The sequence below is a fragment of the Streptomyces sp. NPDC008086 genome, from assembly GCF_042957325.1.
Taxonomy (GTDB): Bacteria; Actinomycetota; Actinomycetes; order Streptomycetales; family Streptomycetaceae; genus Streptomyces.
On sequence record NZ_JBIBIA010000003.1, the window covers coordinates 400,791 to 414,618 of the forward strand.

10 protein-coding genes and 1 pseudogene are annotated in these 13,828 nt (G+C 72.5%); 4 read left to right on the forward strand and 7 right to left on the reverse strand.

What is annotated here, in order from left to right; all coding sequences use genetic code 11:
• Window positions 1–10: 10 nt before the first annotated feature.
• A complete protein-coding gene (locus ACFZBP_RS12075; RefSeq protein ID WP_391412277.1) occupies window positions 11–1,195 on the reverse strand; it encodes a molybdopterin-dependent oxidoreductase in 1,185 nt (394 codons plus the stop codon).
• Window positions 1,196–1,352: 157 nt separating this feature from the next.
• On the opposite strand from ACFZBP_RS12075, the gene sthA reads away from it, so the two are divergent.
• On the forward strand, window positions 1,353–2,756 hold the full coding sequence (sthA, locus tag ACFZBP_RS12080) for a Si-specific NAD(P)(+) transhydrogenase (protein WP_383443144.1): 1,404 nt from the start codon (window positions 1,353–1,355) through the stop codon (window positions 2,754–2,756).
• 89 nt (window positions 2,757–2,845) lie between these two features.
• Here sthA and ACFZBP_RS12085 read toward each other — a convergent pair whose 3' ends face one another.
• Complete coding sequence (locus ACFZBP_RS12085) at window positions 2,846–3,334, reverse strand: DUF5709 domain-containing protein (protein ID WP_391412280.1); 489 nt, start codon at window positions 3,332–3,334, stop codon at window positions 2,846–2,848.
• Between the two features lie 316 nt (window positions 3,335–3,650).
• Between ACFZBP_RS12085 and ACFZBP_RS12090 the strand changes: the two genes are divergently transcribed.
• Together ACFZBP_RS12090 and ACFZBP_RS12095 are read left to right on the forward strand one after the other, a co-directional pair.
• On the forward strand, window positions 3,651–5,123 hold the full coding sequence (locus tag ACFZBP_RS12090) for an amino acid permease (RefSeq protein WP_391412282.1): 1,473 nt from the start codon (window positions 3,651–3,653) through the stop codon (window positions 5,121–5,123).
• An 11-nt stretch (window positions 5,124–5,134) separates the two neighbouring features.
• Window positions 5,135–6,094, forward strand: coding sequence for a hypothetical protein (locus ACFZBP_RS12095; RefSeq protein WP_383443135.1), 960 nt, complete (start codon window positions 5,135–5,137; stop codon window positions 6,092–6,094).
• Here the strand turns inward: ACFZBP_RS12095 and prcB are convergent, their stop codons facing one another.
• The 3 genes from prcB to ACFZBP_RS12110 form a co-directional block, all read right to left on the reverse strand.
• On the reverse strand, window positions 6,095–6,949 hold the full coding sequence (prcB, locus tag ACFZBP_RS12100; protein ID WP_391412285.1) for a proteasome subunit beta: 855 nt from the start codon (window positions 6,947–6,949) through the stop codon (window positions 6,095–6,097).
• A 75-nt stretch (window positions 6,950–7,024) separates the two neighbouring features.
• Window positions 7,025–7,969: a lysylphosphatidylglycerol synthase domain-containing protein gene (locus ACFZBP_RS12105; RefSeq protein ID WP_391412287.1), complete on the reverse strand. Its 945-nt coding sequence runs from the start codon at window positions 7,967–7,969 to the stop codon at window positions 7,025–7,027.
• Window positions 7,966–9,462, reverse strand: coding sequence for a hypothetical protein (locus tag ACFZBP_RS12110; RefSeq protein WP_391412289.1), 1,497 nt, complete (start codon window positions 9,460–9,462; stop codon window positions 7,966–7,968). Before ACFZBP_RS12110 ends, ACFZBP_RS12105 begins: the two co-directional genes overlap by 4 nt.
• 129 nt (window positions 9,463–9,591) lie before the next feature.
• Here ACFZBP_RS12110 and ACFZBP_RS12115 point away from each other — a divergent pair, with 129 nt between their 5' ends.
• Window positions 9,592–10,251 (forward strand): nucleoside/nucleotide kinase family protein, encoded by a 660-nt coding sequence (locus tag ACFZBP_RS12115; protein WP_391412291.1) that lies wholly within the window; start codon window positions 9,592–9,594, stop codon window positions 10,249–10,251.
• Window positions 10,252–10,280: 29 nt separating this feature from the next.
• Here the strand turns inward: ACFZBP_RS12115 and ACFZBP_RS12120 are convergent, their stop codons facing one another.
• Entirely contained in the window at window positions 10,281–12,116 is a 1,836-nt protein-coding gene (locus ACFZBP_RS12120) for a hypothetical protein (protein WP_391413004.1), read from the reverse strand.
• Window positions 12,114–13,827: pseudogene (locus ACFZBP_RS12125) on the reverse strand (hypothetical protein); the annotation flags it as partial. The pseudogene ACFZBP_RS12125 and the gene ACFZBP_RS12120, both read right to left, overlap by 3 nt.
• Window position 13,828 lies beyond the last annotated feature (1 nt).

Sequence of the window (13,828 nt, forward strand, 5' to 3'; positions counted from 1 at the left end):
CAGCCCGGCCTCACCGTCCGGAATCCGCGCGAGTCGACCCCGGGTGCGTGTCGGCACCCGGGGTCGCCGTGTGCCCGTCCACGCACAGCACCGGAACCCGCTGGACGAGGTTGTTGGCGAAGCCACCGCGGTTCCACTGCGGCTCCAGTGGCTGCGTCCGGCCCTCGGCGTCGGTGGCCCGGGCGCTCAGGACGTGCTCGCCGGGCCGAGCCGTCCAACTGTGCCGCCACCGGCGCCATGCCCACCGGTGCCCGCCGTCCGGCTCCAGCCCGGCCTCCTGCCAGGTGCGCCCCGCGTCGGCGCTGACCTCGACGCGCGCCACCGGAGCCCGCCCGGACCAGGCACGTCCCTCCAGAAGCACCGGGCCGGGCCGGACCACGCGGGCCCGGGACATGAAGTCGGGGAAGCCGGGCGGGACGAGCAGGGCGCGGGGTGCGATGCGGGTGACCGGCTCGCCCTCGTCCTCGGGATCCTGGCGCAGCCGGTACGCCACGGCCTGCTGGAACCCGCGGAACGGCTCGTCGGCGACGGTGATCTCGCGCAGCCACTTCACGTGCGCCATCCCGTACCAGCCGGGCACGACCAGCCGGAGCGGCCGGCCGTGCTGCGGGGGCAGCGGGGCGCCGTTCATCTCGTACGCCACCAGTACCTCGGGGTCGTCGCCCCTGGCCACCGCCACGGGCAGCGCGCGCTGGTAGTCCTGCTCGACACCGCGCTCGACACCGTGGTCGGCGCCGGTGAAGACGACGTCGACCGCGTCCGCCCCGACTCCGGCCTCGGCGAGCAGCAGCCTCAGCGGTACGCCCGTCCACTCGGCGGTGCCGACCGCCTCGACGAGCCAGGGCTGACTGACCGGCCGGGGTGTCAGCAGGGCCCGGCCGTTGCCCGCACACTCCAGGGTGACCCGGGTGGTGACCTGCGGGAACGCCCTCAGTTCGGCCAGGTCGAGACGTAGCGGGCGGTGGACGTGGCCGCCGAGGGCCAGGTGCCAGGGGGTGTCGTCGGGGACGTACGGGATGTCGTAGTGGGTCAGGACGTAGTGCAGTCCGGGCGGGGTGAGGTCGTGGCGCAGGGCTTCCAGCGGCAGGCCGTGGTTGCGGGTCGCGAGCGCCAGTTCGTCCCGGCCGATGCCCTCGTCGGGGGCGGCCAGCCGGGCCGGTGCGCTTGTGTCGACGAGTCGATACAGATGCCCCATACCGGCATTATCGACCCATATACCCGGAACCGCGCCAGGCCGTCTCGGCCTCCTCGGCGGACGGCACAACTTCCGTTCCCGCTCCGGCACTTCACCCGGGCAATGGTTTCCGGCTCACCCTTTCGAAAGGGGGCGCACGGCTGTCAGACTCCTGAAGGTGCCCGACTTCGACATGCTCGTCATCGGATCCGGTCCGGGCGGCCAGAAGGCCGCCATCGCCGCGGCCAAGCTGGGCCGCCGGGTCGCCGTCGTCGACCGTCCCGACATGGTGGGCGGCGTCTCCATCCACACCGGGACCATCCCCTCCAAGACCCTGCGCGAGGCGGTGCTGTACCTGACCGGCCTCACCCAGCGCGATCTGTACGGCCAGAGCTACCGGCTCAAGGAGGACATCACCGTCGCCGACCTGACCGCCCGCACCCAGCATGTGGTCGGCCGGGAGGTGGACGTCATCCGCAGCCAGCTCTCCCGCAACCAGGTCAACCTGTACGCCGGGACGGGCCGCTTCGTCGATCCCCACACGGTCGCGTTGCGCGAGGCCACCGGCCATGAACGCCTGCTGACCGCCGAGCACGTCGTCATCGCCACCGGCACCCGTCCCGCGCGGCCGGGCAGCGTGGAGTTCGACGGACGGACGATCTTGGACTCGGACAACGTCCTGGCGCTGGAGCGGGTGCCGCGCTCCATGGTCATCGTGGGTGCCGGGGTCATCGGCATGGAGTACGCCTCGATGTTCGCCGCGCTCGGCAGCAAGATCACCGTGGTGGAGAAACGGGCCGGGATGCTCGACATGTGTGACGTCGAAGTGATCGAGTCGCTCAAGTACCACCTGCGGGACCTCGCGGTGACGTTCCGCTTCGGGGAGACGGTCGCCGCGGTCGAACAGCATCCCCGGGGCACGCTGACCATCCTGGAGAGCGGCAAGAAGATCCCGGCCGAGGCCGTGATGTACTCGGCGGGCCGACAGGGTCTCACCGCCGAACTCGACCTGGACAGGGCCGGGCTCACGGCGGACCCGCGCGGCCGGATCACCGTCGACGAGCACTACCGCACCGAGGTGCCGCACATCTACGCCGTCGGCGACGTCATCGGCTTCCCGGCGCTGGCCGCGACCTCGATGGAACAGGGCCGGGCGGCGGCGTACCACGCCTTCGGGGAGCCCGTCGGCCGGATGCACAACCTCCAGCCGATCGGCATCTACACCATCCCGGAGATCAGCTTCGTGGGCCGGACCGAGGACCAGCTGACCGAGGACCGGGTGCCGTTCGAGGTCGGCATCGCCCGCTACCGCGAGCTGGCCCGTGGCCAGATCATCGGCGACTCCCACGGCATGCTGAAGCTGCTGGTCTCGCCACAGGACCGCACCCTGCTCGGGGTGCACTGCTTCGGTACGGGGGCGACGGAGCTCATCCACATCGGGCAGTCCGTGATGGGCTGCGGCGGGACGGTCGACTATCTGGTCGACGCCGTCTTCAACTACCCGACGCTGGCGGAGTCCTACAAGGTCGCGGCGCTCGACGCCACGAACAGGCTGCGGCAGATCGAGCGGCTGGGAGACTGAAAGGGGCCCCCTTCAGGGGCGCGGGGAACTGCGCGACCAGCCGCACCCGGCCCGCACCCGGCCCGCACCCGCCAGACCCGACGCAGCCCCTACGGCGCCCCGCGCTCCGGCGACTCCACCACATGCACCGCCGCCTCCTCCGCACCGGCCGCCCCGCCATCGACACCGACATCGGAGGCGACCTCATCCTTCGTGGTGTCGGAATGAGCCCCCTCGTCGGGGGCGACCAGGCGACCCGCCCGCTCCGCACCCGCCTCGGGATCGACGGGCTCACCCTCGCCGCCCGGCAGATCACCCACCTCGTCGCCTGCGGGCTCGGTCACGTCGGGGACTTCCTGGGTGAGCCGTTGGTCGAGGGTCTCGCCGTCGTGCTGTTCGGCGGCCGTGGTGCCGTGCTTGGTCACGCCGAGCGGCTTCTCCGGCGGGGAGTAGCCCTCGTCGAGGGTGTCGTCGTAGGTCCGCTCGTCCACGGCGTCCTGAAGGTCGAGCGGCGCCGCGTCCTGCTGTTCCTCGTTGCTCCCGGTGGGCTGGTACGCGTCGTCGGCCATCGGCTCCGCGGGCGTGTTCTCGCTGCTCATGACTGCCTCCCTCGCTCGCGCGGTCGACTGGTTGCGCTGCCGCATGTCCTGAACCGCGTTTCCCGTTGCGCGTGGTCCAACCCCGGAAGATCGCATGGCTCTTGAAGCATCAAGGAGTGTGGCTATCATCACTCGCACACACGGTGTGACTGCACGGCAACGCAACGGCGTACAGTGTCCGCCACCCGTTCCGCTCCGCCGCCCCTGACCCGAGGTCATCCCTCCCCGGTTTCGTGGCGTTGTTCCACCCCCCACCCCCCTACGTCGTCGGGGCCGGTCCGCCCGCACGTCGTGCACGACGGAAAGCAGCGCATCCATGAGCAACAACAGGGGCAGAGGGCTGCAGGCCAACGCCCTCGGTACGTTCGACACGGTGGTGATGGCGGTCGCGGGCAGCGCCCCCGCGTACTCGATCGCCGCGACCACGGCCGTGCTCGTCTCGGCGGTCGGACTGGCCAGTCCGGCCGCGCTGCTGTACTGCGCGATACCGATGCTGGGCATCGCGCTGGCCTTCAGCTATCTCAGCCGGATCGACGTGAACGCGGGCGCCAGTTACTCCTGGGTGGGACGTACGCTGCATCCCTTTCTGGGGTTCATCAGCGGCTGGGCGCTGGTGATCTCGGCGACCATCTTCATGGTGGCGGGTTCGCTGCCCGCCGGGTCGATGACGCTGGCTCTCTTCGACGAGGAACTCGCCGACAGCACCGCGCTGTCGACGCTGGTCGGCGCCGGCTGGTTCCTGATCATGCTGGCGGTGGTGCTGGGCGGCGCGCGGCTCACCGTGCGGGCGCAGTTGGTGATGTCCGGTGTGGAGCTGGCGATACTGGCCCTGTTCGCCGTCCTCGCCCTGCTGCACGCCGACAACGCCCGGGCGTTCGACTGGTCCTGGCTGGGCTTCGGACACTTCGACGGGGTGTCGGGGTTCGCGTCGGGGGCGTTGATCGCGGCGTTCTACTACTGGGGCTGGGACGTGACCAGCAACCTCAGTGAGGAGACCCGCAACAGCCGCCGTACGACCGGCCTCGCGGGGCTCATCGGGGTGGGCATCGTGTTCCTTCTCTTCGAGGTGTTCACGATCGCGGTGAACGTCATCCTGTCCGCGAGGCAGATCCAGGACAACGACGCCAACGTGCTGGCCGTGCTAGGTCAGGAGGTCTGGCCGGGCTGGGGCGGCAAGTTGCTGATCGTGGCGGTGATGCTGTCCACGATCGCCACCCTGGAGACCACGCTCATCCAGGTCACACGTTCGCTGTTCGCGATGGGCCGGGACCGTACGATGCCGTCCGCGCTGGGCCGCGTGCACCGCCGGTGGAACACGCCGTGGGTGGCCGTCGCGGTGGTCGGCGTGGTGGCGCTGGCGATGTTCATCGCCTCCAACCTCCTGGGCACGGTGGGCGACATCCTCTCCGACGCCATCTCGGCGATGGGCCTCCAGATCGCCGTCTACTACGGGCTGACGGGGCTCGCGGTGGTCGTCGCCTACCGCAGGACGCTGCTGAAGTCGGTGGGCAACTTCGTGTTCGGCGGTCTGTGGCCGTTGTTCGGGGCCCTGTTCATGTTCTGGATCTTCGTCGAGTCGCTGGGCGGGCTGAGCGCTTCCGCCATCGCGATCGGCGTGGGCGGTCTCGCGGCCGGACTGATCCCGATGCTCTGGTACTGGCGGCAGGGCAGCGACTACTACCGGCCGGCCAAGCTGGACGCCGCGCGAACCGTGCAGGCGGACTACGTGCCGGCCGGTGCGGGCGGCAGCAACTCCTCTGTCCACGAGGGTCTTCCCACCGACTTCTGAGGGAGCCCTCGATGGCGAAAGACCGCTTCGCTCCCGACTTCGACCCCGACTGCGGTGACGCCGAGCTGACCCGTGCCCGGCAGGACATCGTCATCGGCCGCTGGCAGGGGCTGCGGGAACTCCTGCGGGTCACCGGTCCGAACTGGCTGGTCCGCGGCCACCGGACCCGGCTGCTCGCCCAGGCCTGTGCGAGCAGTTCGACGTCGGAGTCGTGGCTCGCCGCAGAGCCGCACAGCGCCGACGCGCTGGTGCTGCGGGCGGCCACGGAGACGGCCCGGGCGTTCAACCTGGCGATCACCGCGGGCCGGGGTGTGCCGATCGACCGGCGGCGCGTCGACAGCGCGGTGCTGTCGTGTCTCAGGGCGGCCGACGCCTACCCGGACGACCCGACCCCGTGGATCTCGCTGATCTCCGTCGCCCGGCTGTATCCGTCGGGCGTACGGCGGCAGGAACTGGCGCGCTGGTGGGACGAGTTGCACCAGCGCGACCCGTACAGCGTCGAGGGCCATCTCCAGGTGCTGCACTACTACTCGGCACGCTGGCACGGCACCCACGGTCTGATGTACGACTTCGCGCGCGACGCCGCCGGCGTGGCACCGTCCGGCTGCCCGCTGCCGGTGCTCGTGCAGTACGCGCGGGTCGAGGAGTTCCGCTACGCCCTGGACGCGGCCAGGGGCCGGCACGCCTCGATGGGGCTGGGCCAGCACTGGAGCAACGACGGCGCCGTCAGCGACGTCCGCCGCACCTGGGAGCGCTGGATCACGGGCCGTACGGACGACGGCGTCGCCCCGGGCGAGCTGCGCGACGTCAACCACCTGGCGCACGCGGCCTGTTACGCGGGGGCCCATGACATCGCCGCGGCCCTCTTCCGGATGCTGGAACGCCGGGCCACCAGGGCCCCGTGGGCGTACACCGGCGATCCGGACAAGCAGTTCGTCAGGTGGCGCAAGGAGGTGGGGGTACGCGACTGATCACGGCGCGGCGTTCGGCCCGTCCGGCCGGCTGAGGCGCTGTGCGACCATCTCGCGGCTCAGTTCCTCCGTCTCCGACTCGGCGAGCCGCTCGAAGCCGTCCTCGGTGATCACCGAAACGGTCGGGAAGATACGGCGGTTGATGTCCGGCCCGCCGGTCGCGGAGTCGTCGTCGGCCGCGTCGTACAGCGCGTGCAGCGCGGCCAGCGCCGCCTCGTGCCGGGACATCCCCGCGCGGAACAGCTTCTTGAGGGCGCCGCGGGCGTACGGGGAGCCCGAGCCCTCGGCATGGAAGTCGTACTTCTCGTACGGTCCGCCGGTGACCTCGAAGTCGAAGATGCGTCCGCGTGCGCCCTCGGGTGCCTTGGCGTCGTAGCTGGCGAGGAGCGGTACGACGGCGAGGCCCTGCATGGCCTGGCCGAGGTTCTGGCGGATCATGCCGGCCAAACGGCTCGCCTTCGCCTTGAGGGTCATCGGGATGCCCTCGATCTTCTCGAAGTGCTTCAGTTCGACCTGGTACAGCTTCACCATGTCCAGCGCGAGTCCGACGGTGCCCGCGAAGGCGACCGCGGTGTGGTCGTCCGCGGGGTGCACCTTCTCCAGGTCGCGCTGGGCGATGAGGTTGCCCATGGTGGCCCTGCGGTCGCCGGCGATCAGTACGCCGTCGCGGTAGGTGAGGGCCAGGACCGTGGTGCCGTGCGGGAAGCGGTCGGGGGCCGCGCGGACCCCGTCGGGGAAGGGACGGCGCATGGGCAGCAGGCCCGGGCGGTGTGCCGTCAGGAACTCGGTGAAGGACGAGGACCCCGGGACGAAGAACTCCTCCCCCAACCGCCCGTCGTGCTCACTGCTCGTCATGGCGCTCCCCCTCCTGCGTCCGGCCGACAACCGGACTCCTACCTGAACCGGGCGGGCGGGAAACGCCTTTCCCGCTCACAGCGCCCCGCGGCGGACGAGGATCCCGAGCACGCCCAGGCCGGGAACCAGCGGCAGCCACACCGTCAGCAGCCGGTAGCCGAGCACGGCGGAGGCGGCGGCCTCGACCGGCGCTCCGCCGGTGGTGAGCGCGAACGCGAGGACGGCGTCGAGGGAGCCGAGGCCGCCCGGGGTGGGCAGCAGGGCGGCCACGGTGCTCGCGGCGAGGTAGAGCAGGGCGACCCGGGCCGGCGGAAGGGGCAGGGCGACCGCACGGGTGACGGCGATCAGCACGGCACAGTGCAGAGACACGAAGGCCAGCGATCCGCCCCACAGCGCGGCGGCCCGCACCGGTCGCGCGTGAAGGGCTCCGGCATACGACCGTACGGCCCCCAGCGCCCGTCGGCACCAGACCCGCAGCGGGCCGGCGACCAGCACGAGCGCGCCGGCGGTCAGCGTGCACGCGGCGAGCAGGAAGCCCCCGCCGAGGTGCGGGACGCGCAGGACGCCGGGGCAGGCGGCGAAGAGTACGGCGAGCAGGGCACCGCGCACGAGCGCGCCGGCCGTGCCCTTGACCACGATCGCGGTGGCCGCGTCGGCGATCGGTATGCCGCAGCGGACGAGGAGGCGCAGGTTCACCGCGCCGGCGCCGACACCGGCGGGCAGCACGTGGTTGGCGGCGGACCCGGCGAACTGTCCGGCCACGAGCCGTCCGGGCGGCAGCCGGCCGGGCACCGCGCCCTGTTGGGCGAGCGCCGAGCAGGGCCAGGTGGCGAGGGTGGCCAGGGCGGCGGCGAGCAGCCAGCCCCGGTCGGCGACGGCGAGCCGCACCGCGCCGGTCTCCAGCACCGGCCAGTGCCGCCGGGCCAGGCAGACCACGGCGGTCAGGACGACGAGGGTGAGCGCGGCATGCCAGTACGCGCGTCGGCGCTGGGGTGCGTCGAGGAGGTGCTCCGACGTCATTCGGGTCCGCCCGCCCCCGGCGCCGGTGCGACGTGGACCTCCAGGCCGTCGAGGCGGTGGGGTTTCCAGTCGCGGGCGTAGGAGGGCGGTGTGCCGCCGGGGTCGGTGAGGGCGCCGACCGGGATCCTGCGGGCGGTGCGCAGGATGTCGGCCTTGGTGGTGTTGGCGTTGTGTCCGCTGACCGCGCCGGAGTCGCAGCCGGTGTAGTAGCCGACGGGGATGGCCTCGTGCCCGGTCAGCAGGCAGGGCGGGCGCACGCCGAGGCGGTGGAGGGCGGCGGCGGAGCGGGACCAGGCCTGGCGGCTTGCGGTCGTGCGGTCCACGGTGCGGTCCAGCACGACGTACTGCACGGCCAGGTGTCCGGCCAGGGCGAGGGCGATCACGGCCGCGGGCACCGGGCGCCAACGGCCGTTCGGTCTGGTGGCCAGGTGGAGCAGCGCGTCCGCGACCGGGACGGCGAGCAGTGCGTAGGCGGGCAGGAGGAAGCGGGGCGCCGCGTATCCGATCATGAACAGGTACGGGAAGGCGGCCGTGGCGGCGCAGGCCAGGGTGACCAGGGTGCGGGTGGTGCGGCCGGCGAGGACCGCGACGGCCAGTCCGTAGGCGGCGAGCAATGGGAGCACGAGCCACCAGGCGTAGACGACCGGGGTGGGCATCTCGCCGTCGCAGGGCCGGCAGAGGGTGTTGCCGACGAGGCTGCGCAGTTGGTCGTCGACGGCGAGGTTCCAGCCCAGGTCGCCCTGGATCCGGGAGGCCTGGTTCAGCCGCTCGCGCAGTCCGCCGTAGCTGACGAACGCCTCGACGACCCACTGGAGGCCACCGGCCGCGAGGCCCGCCACGAGGGCGCCGCCGAGCCGCCAGTGCCGTGCCGCCAGCGCGAGCACGAGCAGCGGCAGCGTCACCCAGACGGCGTCGGTGGGCCGCATCCAGGCCATCAGCGTGGCGCCCGCCAGGACGCCCCACAGGGCCCGTCGGTCCAAGCGGTCCGTGCGGGCCCGCAGGAAGCAGGCGACGCAGATCAGGGCGCCGAAGGCGACCCACAGGTTGGGCATGGCCTGCGGGCCGTAGAAGAGGGTCACCCACAGGGTGGCGAAGAGGGCCGCCGCGCCGGCCAGGACGCGGGTGGGGAACAGCCCGCGCCAGGCGCGCAGGGCCAGGTACAGGCCGAGTCCGGACAGGACGGCGAGGTAGACGCGCAGCAGCGGTGTGGAGGACGACCAGGAGGCGACGGGCCAGACCAGCAGGGGGACGCCACGAGCGCGTGGTGCGCTGAAGAACGCGGCCGGAGCGTCGCCGCCGACCTGACTGACGTACACGACCTCGTCCCAGCCGAGGCCGATCGAGGGCCTTACGAGCAGGAGTTGGGCGAGTGTGAAGGCGCCCGCCACCGCGGCGAGCAGGCCGTGGCCACGTGCCTGCCACGACCGTCCGGACAGGAACGCCTCGTCGCGCCGGCCCATGCTCACGACCATGGGCTTCGTGCCGTGCGCCATCGTCCGCCCCTCCGGGAACCAGGAAAGCGATGAAAAGATCGAAAACACGGACAAGCTAACCCGCAGGGGACTGGCGTGCAGTGTGATGTTCGGCCAGGTGCCTGACCCGGGGGTGACACACTCTGCCGTGTGGCCCTGACCTTCGACGATCTGCTCGCCCGCGCCCGCTCTCTCCCGCGCGCCGGCCGTCGTGCCGTCCTCGGTGTCGCCGGCAGCCCCGGCGCGGGGAAGACGACGCTCGCCGAGCGTCTGGTGCGGGAGTTGAACGGTTCCGGGGACCCGTGGGTCGCGCATGTGCCCATGGACGGCTTCCATCTGGCCGACGTCGAGCTGGAGCGGCTCGGACGCCGGGACCGCAAGGGCGCCCCGGACACCTTCGACGCGGCGGGGTACGCGGCGCTGCTGCGGCGGCTGCGCGAGGAGGCCGACGGCGACATCGTGTACGCGCCCGGTTTCGAGCGGGTGCTGGAGCAGCCGATCGCCGGTGCCGTTCCGGTGGCGCCGGCCGCCCGGCTGGTGGTGACCGAGGGGAACTACCTGCTGCTGGACACGGGGGCGTGGGCGCGGGTGCGGCCGCAGCTGGACGAGGTGTGGTTCTGCGAGGCCGACGAGCCGGAGCGGGTCCGGCGCCTGATCGCCCGTCACGAGGAGTTCGGCAAGCCGCACGACCAGGCGGTGGCCTGGGTGCTGGGCTCCGACCAGCGCAACGCGGACCTGGTCGCCGCGACCCGGGACCGGGCCGACCTGGTGGTGCCGGCCACGGCCCTGATGAGCCGCGAGCGCCTATGACCCCTGTGACGCTGTGACGCCAATGACGCCTATGACGCCTTGAGCGTGAGCTCCGGATCCCCGTGTGCGTCGCCCGCCGTCTCGCCGAGCACGGCGGTGAAGGCCTCGGTGCGGATCCGCAGCCGCGAACCGTCGCGTTCGACGGTCAGTGCGCCGAACGGGCCGGACCCTCCGTAGCGTACGGCGAAGACGTGCAGGTCCTCCGGGGCGCCGGGGGCCGGTTCGGCCTCCAGGGCCGTCGAGGCGACCAGGTGCCGCCAGCCCTCGTCGGGGTTGCCGTAGCCGCGCGGGTCGGCCGCCAGGGCGAACGCCGCCTCCTCCTGGGTCTGCCCGGCGCGGGCGTCGAAGTGGTCCACGCCGTCCGACTCGGGGTGCGTCAGGCGCAGTGCGCCGGCCGAGGTGACCTCGCCCTCCGCCGTCCTGCGCACACGGTCACCGTCGTCGACGGCGTACGGCATCCCGGCGAGCAGATAGGGCGTGCCGGGCAGCCGTTCCACGGCGACGGTCAGCCACAGGCGCGTGCCGTCGGTGACGTACAGGGACCGCACATGGCGCAGGACGTGGTCGCGGCCCACGACCGGCTTGGTGACGAGCTTGGCCGTGAGGCCGTCGGCGCGGACGTCCCGGACCCGGACCTCGCCCATCGGGCGGCAGAACAGGAAGCCGTCCGTCACCGGGCCGAAGCCGTGCTGCCGGTTCACCGCCGCGGCGAGGTAGTACGTGCCGGCCGCCTCGACCAGCGACGGGGTCATTCGGTCGTCGAAGGCCACCGAGACCGTGCCTGCACGCAGTTGATGGCGGGCCGGCAGCGGCGAGGGGCTCCGGTGCCAGCGCGTGGTGTCCTGGATCTGCCAGACCAGCATCCACGCGAAGTGACCGTCGACGCCGCCGTCCGCCTTGACCGCGTGCCGGCCCCACCGGGTGTCGCCCCGGTAGCGGCCGAGGTCGGAGCCGACGCGCCGGCTGAAGTAGCGCAGGCCCAGGACCGACTCGAAGCCGCTGTGCTGTTCGCTGTAGCGCGGGCCGCCGTTGTCGAAGCCGCCGCCGGTGAGGCGGGCGTCGATGTAGCGGGCGAGCGCGTCGCCGTCCTCGGCGAAGATCCGCTCGCCGCTGACCCGGTGGGCCTGGGCGAGGAAGGACAGGGAGATCGGGCCGTAGTTGTTGTCGTAGGCGCCGCCGTGCTCGGGCGGCAGCAGTGCGCCCCGGTCGGCCACGCGGTGGGCGCGGATCTTGTCGGCGTACAGGGCGAGGGCCCGCGCGCGGACCTGCTCGCCCTTGCCCGGCGGGAGGTGGCGGGCCAGCATCAGCCCGCCGACGACGCAGCCGATGGCCTGGTTGCCGGCCTCCTGCGGGTTGAAGAAGGTCGCCTCGGTCAGCCAGCGCCAGTAGCCGTGCGCGACGTCGAGCAGTTCGGTGCGCTGCTCGCCCTCGACGAGCCCGTCCGCCAGGTCCAGGACGTCGACGGCCTGGAGGAGCGCCCACACGGTGCTCGGCCAGTCTCCGATGGGGTGGGCGCCGGGGGCGAGGGTGTAGCGGGCGTACGGCAGGGCCGAGTGGCGGGCCCTGAGGTTCGGGTAGCCGGGGTTGTCCTCGGTGTAGACCCGCTCGCGCAGATGGAAGGCGAGGCTGCGGCGCACCGCCTCCGGCAGACGCGGGTCCCGGCCGCGCTGCCAGGCGAGGGCGAGGAGCGAGGTGATGCCGAGGGACGTGTCGCCGATGTCGTCGACGCAGTCCGGGTGCTCCAGGTTGCCCTCCGGCGTGAGCCGGGCCAGGGCCTGCTCGACGACGTCGGCGAGGACGGCGTCGTAGGCCTCCGGGGTGTCGGGGAGGTCGTGCAGGGCGCCGAGCTGGCGAGGGAGATGCACGGGTTCAGCCCTTCGTGCCGGAGATGGCGACGGTCAGTGTGTGCGGGCCCAGCCCACCGATGTAGACGTGGTTCCCGGTCGTCGCGTCGGTGCCGCCCACGACGGTGTAGTCCTGCCCCGGGTCGTAGCGCAGTACGTCGTTCCGTTCCGGCCCGGCGAGCGGTTCGCCCGCCTCGACCGCGGCCTCGATCCGGATCTCGTCGTCGCCGACCCGGTAGGTCATCGGCCCGTTCGTCAGGCACCAGCGTCCCTCGCCGAGCGGTACGGCGCCCTGCGGCTCGCCGCCCGGCCGGAAGGTCAGTTCCAGGGCCCAGGGCACCGGTGGGCCGCTGATGTCGATCCGCAGGTCGGCTCCGTCCTCCCGCAGGTCGACCTCGACTCGGGTCGTGTGCAGGACCTCGTCCTGCGGGCGGTCCGGGAAGGCCATCGCCGCGGAGAAGCGGCCCTCGTCCACCAGGCGGTAGGCGCCGTCGTCACGCCTGTGGTCCTTCGGGAGCGGCTGGTAGTAGGCGGTTGTGAGGCTCTGGGTGAGCAGGTACCGGTGGTCGGCGAGCCGTTCCATGTCGGCTGCGCGGAACGGGCCCAGATCGAAGAAGCCGCGCGAGAGGCGGACCGCGTCGAGGACGGCGTCCCCGGCGAACAGGCGCAGGAAGGTGGGGTTGCAGGCGAGACCCGAGCGGATGCGCCGGTGCTCGGGCACGTCGGAGCCGCCGTACACCACGGTGTGCGCGGTGGCCGAGGCGTGGTGCGCGAGGCGTGCGGTGCTGAGGTACCGCTCGCGCGGGAGCTTCTCCGCGTGCGGGGCCGGCAGTTCGCGGCTCAGGTCCGGGGTGAGGAGGGTCTGGGCGAGCAGGTCGGGGTCGTCGATGCCGCCGGCGGCGGCCAGCCGTGCCGCCCGGGCGAAGTCGCCCCGGCCGGTGCGGATCGCGAGGAGCCGGTAGTGCGGCAGGTAGGGCCACAGGGCGAACGCGAGCTTCTGGTCCTGCCGTCGCGAGTGGAGGGTCTCCACCGTGCCGTCCGGTCTGATCAGGTCCAGGGTGGCGGCGAGGTTGCGTTCGACGGCGGCCGACAGGTCGGTCCGACCGAGCACCTCGGCGAGCAGGAGCAGCGCCGGGTTGGTCACGATGGACGCGTAGACGGCGCTGCGTTCCGAGTACAGGCCGTCCGGGTCGATGTCGACGCCCTCGGCGAGCCACTCCTCGACGCGGTCGAGGAGTCGGTCGTCGGGGAAGGACCGGTGCAGCCGGGCGAGGGCCGCGCTCAGCTCCCAGCGGTGGTTCGGGGTGTGCACGCCACCGGTCAGGAGACGGGCGGTGGCGGCGCCGGCGATCTCGGCGAGCCCGGCCGTCACCTCGGCCAGTTCCGCTCCCGCGGCGGCGGCGAGGACGTACGCGTCGCAGACGTCGTTGACGGTGAACGCGGAGTCCGGCGGTGACTGGACGTTGTCGCCGCCCGCGAAGAGGCCGGAGGGCGTCTGCACGGCCCGCAGGGCGCGCAGGTGGGTCATCGCGGCGGTGACCGCCTGTGCGCTGCCGTGCAGTGCCGAGTCCGGGGAACGGTACGCCGCGATCAGGGTTTTCACCCGGCGGGCCAGAGCACGGTGTGGCAGACCGGTGGGTTCCGCGTCCGGGTCGGCCGCGAGCGGGGCGGCCGACCGGTCGGCGGCGAGCGCCGCCGCGCGGACGAACTCGTGGTCGAGCGGGGTGGGCAAG